The organism is Desulfatiglans sp. (genome assembly GCA_012513605.1).
GTDB lineage: Bacteria > Desulfobacterota > DSM-4660 > Desulfatiglandales > HGW-15 > JAAZBV01.
The window spans coordinates 1-15,634 of sequence record JAAZBV010000127.1 but is presented as its reverse complement, the minus strand read 5'-3'; the positions used below and the strand labels follow the sequence as shown (position 1 = coordinate 15,634).

Sequence of the window (15,634 nt, the reverse complement as noted above, 5' to 3'; positions counted from 1 at the left end):
GCTATTCATTTGGCTACCTCTCTTTCGTTTGTAAATTTGTGGCGCTTGGCGACCACGTTAATATTAATAAGAAAGAGGGTAGCCTAATTTATTTATGGTGTTAACTCCTTTTATACATAGCAACTATTTTCCCCCCAGTATCTCCTTTAAAAACCTTCCTGTATGGCTCTTATCAACCTTTGCCACCTCCTCCGGAGTACCCTGAGCTATGATGTAACCGCCCTCATCACCCCCTTCAGGGCCAAGGTCTATTATCCAGTCTGCGGTCTTTATTACATCAAGGTTATGCTCAATTACTATTATTGTATTACCCGCATCTGTAAGTGTGTGCAGCACATCAAGCAATTTCTGGATATCGGCAAAGTGGAGCCCTGTTGTTGGTTCATCAAGAATATATACAGTATCGCCTGTAGCCACCCTTGCAAGTTCCTTTGCAAGCTTGACCCTCTGTGCCTCACCACCGGACAGTGTCAGGGCGCTCTGCCCAAGTTTTACATACCCAAGCCCCACATCCGACAGGGTCTGGATGATCTTTCTTATATTAGGGATGTTCTCAAAAAATTTAAGCGCCTCATCGACATCCATATCCAGGACATCCGCGATATTTTTACCCTTGTAGTGTACCTGCAATGTCTCTTTATTAAACCGTGACCCCTTGCAAATATTACATGTTACCCAGACATCCGCCAGGAAATGCATCTCCACCCTTTTTTTACCGTGCCCCTGGCATGACTCGCACCGCCCGCCCTTTACATTAAAGCTGAAACGGCCCGGCTGATAGCCCCTTGCACGTGAATCAGGAAGCTGAGCAAAGAGATCCCTTATCAGGTTCATGAGCTGTACATATGTCGCAGGATTAGAGCGTGGTGTGCGCCCTATAGGCGACTGCGTAATATTTATAATTTTATTGATCTGGTTCAGGCCGTTGATCCGCTTATGTTTGCCGGGCCTCTCATCCGAGTTGTGCAGTGCCCTTGAAAGGGCAGGGTAGAGTGTCTGGGCCACGAGCGATGACTTGCCGCTTCCTGAAACCCCTGTTACACATGTGAACAGGCCAAGGGGAAAGCTTACATCAAGTTTTTTAAGGTTGTTCTGCTCTGCGCCTACTATAGTAATCCATTTGCCGTTTGAAGGCCGCCTGTGATTATTGGGTGAAGATACCCTGAGTGTACCGTTCAGGTATTTACCAGTAAGTGATTTTTTGTTTTTTATGATCTTTTTAAGAGGCCCTTCTGCAACCACATAACCACCGTTTACACCTGCCCCAGGGCCAAGGTCAACAATCCAGTCTGCTGTCTGCATGGTCTCTTCATCATGTTCAACAACAAGCACCGTGTTGCCAAGGTCCCTTAATCGTACAAGTGTGTCAAGCAGCCTGCGGTTGTCACGCTGGTGAAGCCCTATTGACGGCTCATCAAGCACATAAAGCACACCTGAAAGCCCGCAGCCTATCTGGCTCGCAAGCCTTATGCGCTGCCCCTCGCCACCGGAGAGTGTTGATGCATGGCGGTCAAGGGTCAGGTAGTGGAGCCCGACGTTTAAGAGGAACTGAAGCCGTTCTCCGATCTCCTTTAACACCTCTTCAGATATCTCCTTTTCTTCCTGAGTCATTTTGGGGAGAAGATTTTTTATCCATGCGAATGATTCACCAATGGACATCTCTGTTACATCGATTATGTTTTTATCGCCTACTGTTACTGCACAGCTCTCTGGCCTGAGCCTTTTATTGTTACAGGTTGCGCATGGCTGTGTACTCATGAATGATGCGTACCACCGGCGGGTAAACTCCGATTTGGTCTGGTGGTATCTTCGGCGGATGGAGTTGACCTCTCCCTCGTGAATGCCCTTGTATTCACCGCTGCTCCTGGTGTTGTCCCACTTCCATGCTATATTTGCACCGCCATAGAGTATGGCATCCTGACATTTTTTTGAGAGGTCTCTCCACTTTGTATCAAGATTATAGCCGAACTGCTCCACAATCTGTTTTGCAATCTTGTATCTGCCTCCATGACCTTTTTTAGCAATCTCCCCCCATGTGCGCACCGCCCCCTGGTTGATGGTCTTGTCAGGGTCATAAAAGAGTTCAGGGTCAACCTCAAGCCTTGTTCCAAGGCCGTTACACTCAGGGCACATGCCAATGGGTGAATTAAAGCTGAACGCGGCTGGTGTAAGACGCGGGAAACTCATGCCGCAGTCCACGCATGAGTTTAGTTCCGATAGCAGCCATTCATCTCCATCACCCTTGTCAACAACAATAAGCCCCTCACCTGCCTTCAGGGCTGTTTCAACCGAATCGGTTAATCTTGTGGTAAATGAATCCTTTTCTTCATTTTCATCAGGCACAACCAGCCTATCCACCACAAGTTCAATGTTATGTTTCTTGTTCTTGTCCAGGCTGATATCTTCATCAAGTGACCTTGTTTCGCCATTCACACGCACCCGTGTAAAGCCCTCTGACCTTGCGTTAATAAAGGTATCCTTGAATGTCCCCTTGCGGTTTCTTGCAAGGGGGGCAAGTATCTGCAAGCGTGTTCCAGGAGTAAGCGCTGCTACCTGTTCCACTATCTCCTGGGCAGACTGTGCCTGCACCCTTTTACCGCACTTGGGGCAGTGGGGTATGCCTATGCCTGAATATAGCACACGGAGATAATCGTAGATCTCAGTTACAGTTGCCACGGTTGAGCGCGGGTTTTTACTTACGGCCTTCTGCTCGATAGCAATGGCAGGGCTTAAGCCACCTATATAATCCACCTTTGGTTTTTCGGTCTGGTCTATAAACTGGCGGGCATAGGAGGAGAGCGACTCCACATAGCGTCTCTGCCCCTCTGCATAAATGGTATCAAATGCAAGGCTAGATTTGCCGCTCCCTGAAACCCCTGTAATAACAACCAGTTTAAATCTGGGAATCTTTACATCTATATTTTTAAGGTTGTGCTCCCTTGCCCCCTTGATAATGATATCTTCTAAAAACATAATAATTACCGTCTGTTATGAGAATGAATAATATGAAACGCAACACATTATACCGATATAAAAATATGGTAAAGCTAAATATTGAAAATAGGGTTGCAACTGTAAGTCTGAAAAAAAAAGAAAAATAATGCAAGGGATTATAAAAAATGTCATGGGTGTGAAATATTTGAGATGCCTTAGAAAACCGGTGCATTTGGTAAATTCGTAGAGACGGGTTTTAAACCCGTCTCTACAATCTGTATATCACCTCTTATATTTACCCGCCTGACCGATAATAAAATGGAATATGGGTCTTTCCACCTTGTGAAAGATAATAGGGCAGTGTTTTGTCCCTTTGGGGATGAAGATCAGGCAACTGTTTGTGATCTCATATTTTTCATCCTCAATCCAGAACTCCACCTCACCGCACAGGTCTCTTGTATCATCAGGATTTGTACCGAAAAGGGTGACCAGTTCATCAAATTCATGGGAATGAGAGGTGCCCTCCATCACTATCTTTTCAGGCTTTGGCCATATCCAGGCGACATCTGTGAAAAATGGGGTGTTTTTAACTGTATCACTGTTGAACTGATACAAAAGGGTGCCAATATCGTCTTTGCCCCTGTTAAGATTTGTAGTGATCAGCTTTTCATATTTTCTTTCCGCCATTTTAAGCCTCCCATTTTTAGATATATGTGATATGAATACATAACTGAAAATTATCAGGCTTGCCAGTAAAATAAAAGGTCTACGGTTTGAGGTCTAAGGCCTCTTTACCCAAAACCGCAGACCGAATACCGTAGACCTTTTTTAATGGGGTAATAATGCAACTGAGAGAGATATTTGGGTATATAGAAAAAATAGGTTTTCTTGCCTTTTCAACCATTGAGGATGGTTGTGTCCATTCCAGGATAGCCCACTTTTATGCCTGGGATGAAGAGGGGCTTTACCTGAGGACAATGTTTATCAAACCCTTTTACAGGCAGATGATCAGCACCGGCAATCTTGCAGTGTGCGGAATGTATCCTTCTACACAGGTAGGAGGTTCTGATGAAAATGGCGTGCCCCATTTTGAACCCGGATATACTATCAGGATCACAGGGGATGTAAGAGAGCTCACGGCAGATGAGGTCTTAAAAAAGGCCGAGACAAATAAGCAGTTCAGGGTAGCCCTTTTTGATATGAAAAAATACCCCGCCACAAGAAGCCTTGTTATGTACAGGGGGAAGGGTGAGGTTTATGACTTTGATTATGAGATGGTCAACCGGGATCATAAGCTCCTGAGGACAAGATTTGCCTTTGGCGGGGCACTGTTTAACCCGCCAGGTAATGTCATTATAAAGGAAAAATGCACAGGATGCGGCGCCTGTTTTGATGTATGTACCTTCAAGGCAATTATGCCCGGGAACCAATACACCATGATAGGTGAAAGGTGTGATGAATGCGGGTCATGTATTCTGGTCTGCCCGGAAGATGCCATTATGCAGCCCAGAACGATATAGATGTAAAAAACATGGAAATGTTTTTAAAATCGACGTAATGTGATTATAAATAGAATCTTCGATAATAATGTAGGGGCAGGCCCATGTGCCTGCCCGGCGGTGTCGGTTTATACCACCCAAATAGCGATCGGGCAGACACGCAGGTCTGCCCCTACAGGCAATTGAAATCTGTTGTTTAAAAAAATGCAGAATGGAAAAGGAAAATCTTATGGACTTCATAGAAATAGACAAGGATAAATGCAATCAGGATGGTCTGTGCGTTGCAGTGTGCCCATCAAGGCTTTTTGAATATCATAAAGAGACCCCTCCTACTACTGTAAAAGATATTGAGTCCATGTGCATCAGGTGCGGCCACTGTGTGGCTGTCTGTCCCACAGGGGCGCTAAGGCACAGGAGCCTTGATATCCACAGGTTTGAAACAGTTGAAGAGGAGTTCAGGCTTTCATCCGAGCAGTGCGAGGCATTTTTCAAGGGCAGGCGTTCAATCAGGGCATACAAGGATAAACCTGTTTCACAGGAAAAGATCACAAGGCTTTTAGATATTGCCCGTTATGCACCTACTGCGCGTAACTCACAGGGGGTAAGGTGGCTTGTTGTTACTGACAGGGCAGAGATAAAGAGATATGCAGGGCTTGTAATTGACTTTTTCAGGGTGGTTTTAAACGAGGGTGTGCCCGGTATAAACCCCAATCCTCATTTAGGTAAACTCATTTCTGATTATGATGCAGGAACAGATGTCATATTAAGGGATGCGCCTGCCATTATTATCACATATGGTGATAAAGAAAACCGCCTTGCACAGAATGACTGTGTTATTGCGCTTGCTAACCTTGAGCTTATTACCTCAGCCACAGGTCTTGGCTGCTGCTGGGCAGGCTTTTTCATGACCGCTGCGGCAAACTATGATCCGCTTAAGGAGGCTCTTGCGCTGCCTGAAAGACACCAGGCCTTCGGGGCGCTTATGATCGGGTATCCCAGGTTCAGGTACCAGAGGATACCCATAAGAAGGGAAGCTAAAATAGTCTGGAGGTAAAACTTATGAAAATAGAGCACATCATAAGGGCTATAGCAGGGAGTTTCATTCTTATCTCCCTCGGGCTGGGATATATTCACAGCCCCTACTGGCACCTCTTTACCGCCTTTGTGGGGCTGAACCTGCTTCAGTCTGCATTTACAAAGTGGTGCCTGATGGAAGAGATACTCACAAAGTTCGGGGTGAAAAAAGAATGCTGATAATAGGTTTACGGTATACGGTCTGAGGTTTACGGTATGCGGTGTACGGTGCAAGGTGAACATGACTAATAACCGTAAACCTTAAACCGCAAACCTCAAACCTCAAACCATTATTAAAACTCCTTGCAGCCTGAAAACCATTCTTCAATACGGTATCTTTTTGTACTGTAAAAAATTCTGCTGTTCAGTGTAAATCCCTTGTCTCCGCTTGAAGTGCTTACAGTGGTTTCCTGTATATCTGAACCATCTGAACCTTCAGGAATAACAGTTCTAACTTCTTTACATCCTATGGGCTTATCATTTACCAGAATTTTAAATGCTATGCTGACATTTGGGAAATCGAAATCCTTTTTGCTTATGACACTGTATTTTATAACCACCTCTTTTTCACTTATTCGTGTCACCTCCTTAACAGCCAGTTCAAAGTCGCTGGCATAAGAGGAAACCTGGAATAAACAGATAAATAAAAAACCCAAAGCAATAATTGTTATCCTAAACATTTTAATTCTCATCTTAAATCTCCTTTTTGTTAAATGTTTTATTGATTAACAGGAGAGCGTGGCCATCTGTTTTCTACAAGGCAATAGATGGTCGGCATCACAAATAGTGTTACAACCGTTGAGGTGATCAGTCCGAACACCACAACAATAGCAAGCGGACGCTGGATTTCTGAACCGGTCCCGGTTGAAAGGATCAACGGAACAAGGCCAAGAACAGTTGTCAGGGTGGTCATCAGAACAGGTCTGAATTTACTCCTGCACCCGTGAATGGTCACATCAATAATACTTTTGCTCCTGTCTCGCAACAGTTCAAATTTGTTTATCAAAACCAGACCATCAGTGAGTGCAATCCCAAACAGCGCTATAAAACCTATGGATGAGGGGATACTGACATTCTCACCAAAGATAAATAGTCCGAATACACCTCCAACAAGCGCCAGAGGAATATTTAACACTATGAAAAGGGCAAGCCTCAGGGAATTGAAGAGCCCGCACAGAATCAGAATGACAATGACAAGAGTGATCGGTATAACAATTGCCAGCCTTCGGTTTGCTGCCTGCTGGAGTTCAAACTGCCCGCCCCATTCGATACGGTACCCTGGTGAAAGGATATTGGCCTGTGATACAGCCCTCCTTGCATCAGCTACAAAGCTGCCTACATCCCTCCCCCTTACATTGGAGAGAACTGAGATGTATCGACGGGTATTTTCCCGGCTGATCTGGCGAAGACCCGTCAGGGTTTTGATCTGAGCAAGACTCCCCAGGCGTATATGCTCACCGGACGGCCCTTTAATAAGCAGATTTGCAATCGCATCCTGATTTTCCTGGAAACGCCTGTCCAGGCGCACCAGGATGCGAAATGATTGCTGACCTTCAAAAACTTCGCCTGCCACAGTGCCGGTAAGGGCCTGGCGAACAATTTCCTGGAGATCACGCTTATTCATGCCGAAACGCGCCAATGCGGAATTGTCAGGAATGACGAGCATCTGTGTCTGACCGTCAGTTTGCTCTACCTGTAAATCACTTGCTCCGGGCACACCTGATACAGCCTGTTCAACCTTTCTCGCCATTTCCCTGAGTTGCTCCATATCATCACCGAAAATCTTAATTACCACCTCAGCGCCCGCCCCGGAGATGAGCTCGTCAATTTCATGGGCGATCGGTTGTGAAAAACTGATGGAAACCCCTAAAATGTTACTTAGTTTTTCATCGAGCGCCAGGATCACCTCCTCCTGTGAGCGCCCATTTTTCCAGAATGGCTGTTTTTTAAGCGTAATGGTAATACAACCATAGTTTGTATGATGCATATGGGGTCCGATTTCACCATAACCTATATCAGCGATAACATTTTTGATTTCAGGCACTTCGCGCGCAATACGGGAAATCTCTGTGCAAACCTTCCTGATTTCATCAAGCGCCACATTGGGATTCATATAGACAAAACAATTTATAGTGCCCTCCTTCAGCGCTGGAATGAACTCCCGCCCCAGGCGCATAAAACCGGTAACACCTAAAATCAGTATTATCAAGCAGATCACCACCATTCGTCCGGGTCTGATGACAGCCTTACGGACAAGGGATTCATAAAGGTTCAGCATTGGTGCAAGGTATTTTCCAGGGGCATGACCGGTGCAGTTTTTGTCGAAGCGATGAAGGATATTAAATAATAACGGGGAAATCAGCAACGCATATATGAGCGAGCCAGCCATTGTTGCCACAACCGCGAAGGCCAGGGGGCGGAACATTTTACCCTCTACCTCGCCAAGGGTAAAAATAGGAAGAAAAACAATTGCAATAACAAATACTACGAAAAAAATAGGTCTGCCCACCTCCTGCGCAGCCTCAAGTATGCCCTGTTTCAGGGTTTCTTCATTACATGAAGTGTTAACAGCGGTCTGCATTTTTTCTACGATGATAATAGCCGCATCAATAATCATACCCAGGGCAATCGCCATACCTCCCAGTGAAATCAGGTCTCCTGACATCCCTGCCTTCTTAAGCAGAGTGACACCAAACAGAAGCGAAAACAGCATGGAACATACTATGATCAGGGCATTACGGAGATTACTTAGGAAAAGGAATGCTATTATGGAGACCAGTACCAGCCCTATAATCAGGGCGTTTTTTACCGTGTTGATACTTCCGGTAATCAGATCGGCTTGATCATAGTATGGTACAATGCGAATACCTTCGGGAAGAGTGTCGTTGAGTTCATCAATGCGTTTACGAAGATCGGAAATAACTGAAAATGAGTTGGCGCGGTGTGCCTTATAAACTCCGCCCGCAACAACCTCACTCTTTCCGTCCAGGATAGCCACTCCCCTACGGAATGCCTTACCGCTTTTTACCTCTCCTGCATCACGGATCAGCACCGGCTTTCCATCGGCGCTTTTGATAGCGATATTACCTATCTCTTCAGCGGTATTAACCCGTCCAATTGTGCGGACAACTATCTCTTCACTCCCGCGGGTGATAATACCTGCGCCGATATTTACATTATTATCTTTGATTGCCTGGCTCACATCAAGGGGGCTTAGCCCATAGGCAAGAAGTTTTTCAGGTGAGAGCTCCACCTCGTATTGCTTAAGGTATCCTCCCTGACTTATAACTTTGGCGACACCGGAAACGGTTTCTATACCGGGTTTGACGATCCATTCGTGAAGCGTGCGGGTTTCTACAATATCCCGGTCACCTGCATCCATATAGTAAGCAAGTATCTTTCCGGTACCGCTTGTTAAGGGGCCTATTTCCAGACCATGTTGCAGTCCGGCCCCTTCAGGGATATTTTCCTCTGCTGTTTTCAACCGCTCAGCCACGAGCTGTCGCGCAAGGTAGATGTCTGTGCTATCACTGAAATATATATTAACGGTTGAAAGCCCCAGAGATGAGATTGAACGGATCTTTTCTACTCCGGGAATACTGCGCATTGCTGTTTCGGTTGGACGGGTAACAAGCTGCTCAACTTCTTCTGGGGCCATCCCGTCCACTTCGGCGAAAACCTGCACCAGGTTGGGGCTTATGTCCGGGAAGGCGTCAATTGAAAGTTTGCTAAAGGAATACCACCCTGTGCTTACAATAGCCAGTGCAACGGCGGCTGTTAACAGCCTGTGCCGCAAACTCACTGATATTATTTTTGTGATCATATGATCGCCTCCTGTCATCAATGAGAATGTCCATGGTGAGAACCATTGTCCCCCGCAGCCGTTTTGATATACTCAGCCTTGAGGTGAAAAGCATTCTCGACAGCTACCAGTTCGCCGGCTTTAAGCCCTTGTAATATCTCGGTGTGCCTCCTGTCTGAAACCCCGGGCACAACTTCCCGCAGTTCAAATTGACCATCTTTCCATACAAACACGCAGGGATGATCGTGAACAATCTGCACGCTCTCTTTGGGAAGCAGGAGCGTTATGTTCCAGGATGGAAGCCTTATATCCGCATTCACAAAGAGGCCAGGACGCAGCGAGTCCTCTTCATTTTTTATTATCGCACGTACAATCGCTGTTCTGGATTCCTTTTCAATAACCGGCGCCACATAAGTAATTTCCGCATCTATCTTTTTCTCTGTGGATATTTCAATTTCGATCGGTAATCCTTTTCGCAGTTCCCCTAAATTTTCACTGCTGACCGATAGGTCAATCCATACGGTGGAAAGATCGGCTATTTTAAAAAGAACCGCGCCGCCTTGAAAAGATTCTCCAAAGGCAAAATTATTTTCAAGAACCCACCCGGAAATAGGCGACCTGAGTTCATAATGAGAGAGTGATGAAGAGGCAGGTTCCGTTACATTATTTTGAACCCCCAGGGCAAGAAGCTGGTGGCGGGCCGAACTCTCATCTATATCTCTTTCTGCAAGCGTCAGCCGGGCCGAGAGATATTCAATTTCACTTGTTATCTGCTTTTCCCACAGGCGCTCCTCCCTTTTAAAAATATCGTTTGCCAGCTTTTTCCGTTCCACGGCGGCAAGATAAGCGGCCCTGGCCTCAGCCAGCTCCCGGCTATCAAGCACTGCCAGAACCTGCCCCGCTGCTACAAGGCCTCCAATCTGTGCCATGTTACGGCGTACAATCCCGGAAAACTGAGTTGATATATGTGCCACCCGATCTTCATTAAGCTTTAACTCACCCGGCACTCGAATGGTACGATTTAAAAACCCCTGAGCAGCTTCGGCAATTTTTATGCAGAATTGATCAGACTGTGCCCTGGTAATCCTGACATGCATCAGTTCGCTATCCCCCTGATCATCATGTCTGTGAATGTCATGATCTCCATGATCTTCCGTGGGCATTGGCGTATAATGGCTGTGCTTATCGCCATGCCCTTTCAGATGTTCTATCTCACTATTATTATGATCTGTGTGTGAGCTCAGGTATATAAAAGTTCCAACAGCAACTACACAAAGGATGACAATTGTTATCATCACATATTTTTTAATCATTTTTCTGACTCCTTTCATTCAGATCCCTTTATGTTTTTACTGGCAAAATCATGCATCCTGATTCCAGTAATTCGCTCTATATCGATATTAGCTGAAAGATAATTGCCAAGGGCGAGGAGGTGCTGGCGCTTAACAGTGAAGAGTGTTCGTTGCGCATCTAGCATCTGCAGGAGATCAAATTTACCTTCGCGATATCCGAGTTCCGTGGATTCAAAGGTTCTGAGTGCATTTGGGAGAATTTCATCACGAAGAGAGATAACCTCAGTATATGCCGCTGAAAGGCTTTGCCACGCATCAGAAAGATCGGTCATAAGAGTGATCCTGGTTGCCTGCTGCTCCAGACGGGCCTTTTCAGCAAGCGCCTGAGCCTCTATGATTCCGCCCTGATTACGGTTGAACAACGGGATCGGTATAGAGATACCCACAAGAAAGGCATTGCTGTCAGTCTCCTGGAAATTACGCACTCCAAAACTCAATGAAAAATCGGGTACCGCTTCAGAATAGGCGAGAGAAAGAGATGCCTCGCTTCGTTTTATTTCAGCGCTCCACCGCGCTAGATCAGGGTTGTTGTCAAGAACAGCCCTGAACGAAGATTCGGGCGGCAGTTCAGTAATGTTATCCAATTGGCCCTCTACCCTTAAAAATCCAGCCCTTTCAGAACCCCAGTATCCGGCCAGACGCCGCCTTTTTGACTCCAGATCCCGCACTGTTTTTTCAGCCTCAGTCCGTACGACTGCAAGCTCAATATTTGCGCGTGATTTTTCAACAGGAGAGACTTTACCTGCGTCAACTTTTTCGCTGACCACATCAGCTGTATGCTGAGCGAGCTTAAGCAGTTCATTATTCAGGATAACATGCTTCTGGGCAATCAGCACCTCCATAAATGCCTTTGCCGTGGCTGAGAGAACATCAAGCTTTTTACTCTGGTAATCCCATTCAGCCAGAGTTTTATCAATGCTGGAGAGCAGTTGCCGGTTTTTCCGCTTGCCCCCCAGTTCAACCAGTTGCGAAACAGAAACAGTGGTTTCAACACCGTCAAACTCCCGGAAAACATCACTTCCCCCAAAATTCTCCAATTCAAATACCAGCTCAGGGTTCGGAAAGAGACCGGTCTGTTGCAGGGCGCCCTCTCTTGCCCCTATCTCTTTAAAAAAAGCAGAGAGCAAGGGGTTTTTAGCGAGGGCCAATCCAATGGCTTCGGACATGGTAAGTTGAACCGTGATCACATCGGTTAACTCCGTAACACCTGGCCGAGTAAACTCTCCTCTATTTCCTATAACACTGGGATCAATATCCTGCGCCATTGATACATGGGGGCAGGCTAATCCCGCAGTCAACAGCAAGATAGCGACAGAGACCCGGAATATTTTAAGATTCATATTTTTCTCCTGTTATCATTCCTAAAAAAGAGATGGAAAGCCTATTTTTATATTGCCCTGTTTTCATCACATATAAATGTCCTGCCTGTAATAAACGGGGTTTTGTGAAAGGCAATCCTTACTGTACTTCCCGCTGGAGGAACAGATTGCAAATCAGCAGAAAACCTGGAACCTTGGTGATGTCTCTTCCTGTTTGATAAGGTTCCGGGGAGATAATTGGCGCTTATTTTCTGAAGTATGACCCCTTCAGGGCTAATTACAGCTATGTCGACATGTCCTGATGTTACAGGAACAAAACTCGTATTTTTTACAATCCCGGATATTTGCATCTCATCATTTTCTTTATGCACAAATACCTTCATTATCCTCACACCTTGATCAGAGACCTTTTCAAGTTTTACGGATTTGTTATTTAACAGGTTTACTTTCGTGGATGCGCATGAAAAACCTGTTAAAAGAAGAATGATTAACCCTGTAAATATAACTATCCTTATCTTTTTATCTGACATAACTTGACCCCTTAAAATGTAGGCATTCACCAACGCTGGTAAAGCATGTTTGGGTGAATTATTAAAATAAACATGGATCAGGTAAAGATATTACTCTTCCCTGCAAGGTTAGTATAAATGTGATTTTAAATAAGAAGGGAGATAGTCTTGCTGAAGGACAATAATGGAATATTATGATGAGGAGATGGCTCTAAAAAAGATTTATATGATTTGTATTGAGCATGCAAAGGATCGGCACATATAAAATCAGTCAGAACAACCTGGGAGTTGTATGCTATTCGACTGCTGGCATTCAGCAGGTATCCATCACCAGTATCTCCTGCTGTCGGCCTGTCTGTACAGCACTTTAAGTCAGAATCATCATGGGTGTTCAGTGTGAAAATATTATAGGGGGCAATCAACGGAGATTCACAGCAATGATCCGCCCCTTTGAATTTAGTTTCAACATGCCCGTCAGAATCTGTACACAGAAAATATCCGCTTAATGCAGAAGAGAACAAAGAGGAATTAAGCATTAGAAGGCAAAGAATAACGTACCTGATTCGGGCTTTTCTAAATGACAAAAAGATACTTATATTTTTAACAGTGCCTGGCAGCATTAATATTCCCCTGAGTATTATGTAATTGCAGAATATATTAAGGAATCCTTTGCACATGTCAATAGCAATTTTTATACTCCAAAAGGGTTACCTTCTTTTATCCAGTGCCTCACAGATGGATGCATGTGTCACTGTTGTGGGCATATGGATGTAAGAGTTGAACGATTTTTTGCCTGTTCTGTATTGAAATACGGTTATTATTAAAAACACCTTGAGCAGTATAAGCTGTTTTTATGTGTGGAAAAGTGCCCGGAGGTGCTTTTTTTTATATACTTTTAATAATTATAACCCCCTGTAAATATAAGCAAATTTATTCCGGTTTAAGAATTATGTTGTAACTACCTGGATTCAGTATAAAAAATAAATTTTACAAATGGATAAAAAAGATAGAAAATGGCATGAAAATTGAATGTAATAGGCTGCAATGCCGATATTAAATTATATCAGGCAATATTCATTAAAGGAGTAAAGAGAATGTTTCGATTAAGAAGGGGAGAAGTGAAAAGAAATGTCAGGCGGGAAATCAGTATGCTCAAGGATAAACTCAGGAGAGTTGAGCTGACACCCTGCTATGGTGATGCTGATCTTAAGAGGAAGGACAATGACCTGTCAATGATATGGACAGAGATATATAACCTTCAAAAAGAGGTAGATGATTTTGCATCCCCTTTTTTGCAGGCAGTTAAGTAGCATACCCAGGCTTTAAAATCCATCCTGATTTCAGAGGCTTTTATTCTACATGGCCTTTCAAGGGTTGAAGACTGCTCACGAGATAACCCTGTTCCGGAGCTGCCCTGCCTTGACATTCATTTCACTGATGCTTAGTTATAGACCATAGTTTTTTGGTAATTCATGTAGTTTGCAGTTTAATATATTCCTGTTTAGTTGGATCCTTTGAAGCTGAGCAGGTTCACGATAGATGGGAGGGTAAAATAATGAGTGATTCTAACACGATAAATATAGATGAAAGATCTGAGCTGTTAAATGATTTACCGGAAGAGCTCCCGATTCTTCCATTAAGAAATATGATCGTTTTTCCCCATACAATAATACATCTTCCTATAGGTGTGCCCAGGTCAGAGCGCCTTATAAAGGACGCTATTAAGGGTAACAGGCTTATAGGGCTTATCACATCAAAAATGCCTGATATCGAAGAGCCTAATCCCGGACAGCTTTATGATGTTGGCACCATAGCTACGATCACCAGGGTCTTTCAGTCTCCGGATAACTCAATCAATATAATTGTTCAGGGTCTGGAGAGGTTCAGGGTGGAGAGCTGGTCAAGTTCATACCCTTACCTGACTGCCAAAATAGTTGAAGCCCCGGATCATTATGAAGAGGGGGTTGAGTTTGAGGCAATGGTGCACAGCCTGAGAGATTTAGCAAAGGAAGTAGTCAGGATGTCGCCAAGCTTTCCTGAAAATGCGGCAAGCTTTATTGACCAGATAGAAGACCCCAGGTACCTTACCTATATGACCGCTGCAAATCATGGTCTTGGTATTGATGAGGCACAGGCCCTTTTAGAGTCTGATGATCTTAAGGAAAAGATCAAAATGCTTATTGCCCATTTGACCCATCAGAAAGAGATCCTGATGCTTGATAACAAGATCAAGAATGAGGCAAAGGAGACACTGGATAAGGCCCACAAGGAATATTTTTTAAGGCAGCAGATGAAGGCCATACAGAAGGAGCTGGGCGAGTCTGATGAAAACCAGTCAGGCACAGATGTCGAGGAATATGAACGAAAATTCAAGGAGGCAAACCTGCCTGAAGAGGCGGAAAAGGAGGCAAGGCGTGAACTGAAACGGCTGGCTGGCATGTCTCCCCATTCTGCGGAGCACCCGGTTATCAAGACATATCTTGACTGGATAGTTGACCTTCCATGGAATAAATTTTCTGAAGACCAGCTTGATATTGAAAACGCAAGGGCGATCCTTAATGAGGATCATTATGACCTTCAGGATGTAAAGGACAGGCTTATAGAATATCTGGCAGTACGTAAACTTGTATATGAAAGGGGTATTGAGGCTGATCCCGCTTCAGATGGCAAGGAGGGAGAGGCACAGGGCGCAATCTTATGTTTTGCAGGCCCCCCTGGTGTGGGCAAGACAAGCCTGGGCAAGAGCATTGCAAGGGCCTTAGGCCGTAAGTTCACAAGGATGAGCCTTGGCGGGATGAGGGACGAGGCTGAGATACGAGGCCATCGCAGGACATACATAGGCGCAATGCCAGGCAGGATCATACAGGCCATTAAAAGGGCAGGAACAAGAAACCCCATCTTTATGCTTGATGAGATAGACAAGATAGGTTCTGACTGGAGGGGTGATCCAAGCAGCGCGCTCTTAGAGGTACTTGACCCTGCGCAGAACCATGCATTCAGGGATCATTATCTGGATGTGGATTTTGACCTGAGTGATGTTATCTTTATCACTACGGCTAACCAGCTCGATACCATACCTGCGCCTTTGAGGGATAGGATGGAGATTATACAGCTCGAAGGTTACACCGAGCATGAAAAGGTAAAG

The 15,634-nt window shown here is 44.9% G+C and carries 12 protein-coding genes; 5 read left to right on the top strand and 7 right to left on the bottom strand.

The features are described 5' to 3' along the window. Positions 1–123 precede the first annotated feature (123 nt). Both uvrA and GX654_17010 read right to left on the bottom strand, forming a co-directional pair. Complete coding sequence (gene uvrA / locus GX654_17015) at positions 124–2,973, bottom strand: excinuclease ABC subunit UvrA (protein NLD38563.1); 2,850 nt, start codon at positions 2,971–2,973, stop codon at positions 124–126. 243 nt (positions 2,974–3,216) lie between these two features. Then, positions 3,217–3,621, bottom strand: coding sequence for a hypothetical protein (locus tag GX654_17010; protein NLD38562.1), 405 nt, complete (start codon positions 3,619–3,621; stop codon positions 3,217–3,219). A 155-nt stretch (positions 3,622–3,776) separates the two neighbouring features. Here GX654_17010 and GX654_17005 point away from each other — a divergent pair, with 155 nt between their 5' ends. From GX654_17005 to GX654_16995, 3 genes are all read left to right on the top strand, one after another. Next, a complete protein-coding gene (locus tag GX654_17005) occupies positions 3,777–4,454 on the top strand; it encodes a 4Fe-4S binding protein (GenBank protein ID NLD38561.1) in 678 nt (225 codons plus the stop codon). Between the two features lie 208 nt (positions 4,455–4,662). Beyond that, positions 4,663–5,487: a 4Fe-4S binding protein gene (locus GX654_17000; GenBank protein NLD38560.1), complete on the top strand. Its 825-nt coding sequence runs from the start codon at positions 4,663–4,665 to the stop codon at positions 5,485–5,487. Positions 5,488–5,492: 5 nt separating this feature from the next. Next, positions 5,493–5,687 (top strand): DUF2892 domain-containing protein, encoded by a 195-nt coding sequence (locus GX654_16995; protein ID NLD38559.1) that lies wholly within the window; start codon positions 5,493–5,495, stop codon positions 5,685–5,687. Positions 5,688–5,800: 113 nt separating this feature from the next. Here the strand turns inward: GX654_16995 and GX654_16990 are convergent, their stop codons facing one another. The 5 genes from GX654_16990 to GX654_16970 are packed head-to-tail and all read right to left on the bottom strand — an operon-like array spanning position 5,801 to position 12,510. Then, positions 5,801–6,187 carry a hypothetical protein gene (locus GX654_16990; protein NLD38558.1) on the bottom strand — a complete coding sequence of 129 codons (387 nt, stop codon included), beginning with the start codon at positions 6,185–6,187 and terminating at the stop codon, positions 5,801–5,803. Between the two features lie 38 nt (positions 6,188–6,225). Continuing rightward, entirely contained in the window at positions 6,226–9,330 is a 3,105-nt protein-coding gene (locus tag GX654_16985; GenBank protein ID NLD38557.1) for an efflux RND transporter permease subunit, read from the bottom strand. Between the two features lie 17 nt (positions 9,331–9,347). After that, positions 9,348–10,622, bottom strand: a complete 1,275-nt coding sequence (locus GX654_16980) for an efflux RND transporter periplasmic adaptor subunit (protein NLD38556.1) — start codon at positions 10,620–10,622, stop codon at positions 9,348–9,350. Positions 10,623–10,636: 14 nt separating this feature from the next. Then, on the bottom strand, positions 10,637–12,001 hold the full coding sequence (locus GX654_16975; protein NLD38555.1) for a TolC family protein: 1,365 nt from the start codon (positions 11,999–12,001) through the stop codon (positions 10,637–10,639). A gap of 47 nt (positions 12,002–12,048) precedes the next feature. After that, entirely contained in the window at positions 12,049–12,510 is a 462-nt protein-coding gene (locus tag GX654_16970) for a hypothetical protein (protein NLD38554.1), read from the bottom strand. A 1,073-nt stretch (positions 12,511–13,583) separates the two neighbouring features. Between GX654_16970 and GX654_16965 the strand changes: the two genes are divergently transcribed. Then, the gene (locus GX654_16965; protein ID NLD38553.1) at positions 13,584–13,799 is read left to right on the top strand and encodes a hypothetical protein; all 216 of its coding nucleotides are present in this window, start codon (positions 13,584–13,586) and stop codon (positions 13,797–13,799) included. A gap of 245 nt (positions 13,800–14,044) precedes the next feature. Then, positions 14,045–15,634 (top strand): AAA family ATPase (locus GX654_16960; GenBank protein NLD38552.1); only part of this gene is annotated, 1,590 nt, incomplete at its 3' end.